This window comes from Neisseria sp. P0021.S007 (genome assembly GCF_051956855.1).
Genome location: NZ_JBQCXA010000145.1, coordinates 1 through 1,001, shown reverse-complemented (window position 1 = coordinate 1,001; position 1,001 = coordinate 1). Strand labels below are relative to the sequence as shown.

Genomic DNA, 1,001 nt, shown 5'->3' with positions numbered 1-1,001 from the left:
CCTCTACATCCGCCACAAAGCCCGCGCACAAATCATGCGTGAGCAACAAACCGAATCCCATTAAGGCTGGGTATTGTTCGTTATCCGTTTGCCGGTTCTACAGGCTTTACATAGGTAAAGTTTTGTTTGCCGCATTGCTCCCCCCCCCCTTGCAATTTACACTGACACCGCATACAACTTGTATGTTCTTAAATCTTTCAATCTACGGGAGTGGACTTATGAAACAAAACATCATCGTTGCCTTATTCGACATCTCCAGCGAAGCTTATCAAGCCTTTTCTGAATTGAAAGCTTACTCGCAGATAACAGATGCTTTGGTGGCACAAGCCGTTTTGATTAAAAAGGAAAATGACCTGATTATCCCAGCAGAAAGCACCGACTTTACCGCCAATACGGCCGAAAGCGCATGGACGGGCGGCCTCATTGGTTCGCTGGTCGGCATCCTCGGCGGTCCTATCGGTGTTCTGTTGGGTGGAGCTACTGGCGCACTCATCGGCAGTGATGTAGGCACTGCCCAAACATTGGGAGAGGGGGCGTTGCTAGAAAATACAGCCAAAAAACTGGATAACGGCAGTACTGCGATCATTATTTTGGCGCAAGAATCCAACGAAGCTGTATTGGATGCTTTCTTCCACCGTTTCAAAACCGTTATTCTCCGACAAGATGTAGCCGTTGCCCAACAGGACGTATTGGCAGCAATAGAAGCGCAGGAAGAAGTGGCACGTCAGGCACACGAAGCTTGGAAAAAACAGCGCAAAGCCGAGCGCAAAGAGAAAGTGGAAGCCTTCAAGGCCGACATCAAACAAAAATTCGACAAATTGGCAGCCAAGTTGAAATAACACTGCCACCAACCCAAGGTATGTAACCGCTCAAATTTTCCGTTTCGGATGCATGCCAAACCGGTTTGAGGCTACCTGAAAATCTATTTTTCAGGTAGCCTCTCCCTTTTTCATGCCCCGAGACCTTTGCAAAGGTCTCAACCTGTCTCTTCTCCACCTCTT

At 48.2% G+C, this 1,001-nt stretch carries 2 protein-coding genes; one reads left to right on the top strand and one right to left on the bottom strand.

Features of this window, described 5'->3' with window-relative positions; genetic code table 11:
• Positions 1–218 precede the first annotated feature (218 nt).
• Complete coding sequence (locus tag ACTHUR_RS11805) at positions 219–839, top strand: DUF1269 domain-containing protein (RefSeq protein ID WP_440398697.1); 621 nt, start codon at positions 219–221, stop codon at positions 837–839.
• Here ACTHUR_RS11805 and ACTHUR_RS11800 read toward each other — a convergent pair.
• Positions 799–1,001: hypothetical protein (locus ACTHUR_RS11800; protein WP_440398696.1), on the bottom strand; the 203-nt coding region annotated here is incomplete at its 5' end. The two genes, ACTHUR_RS11805 and ACTHUR_RS11800, sit on opposite strands and share 41 nt — an antisense overlap.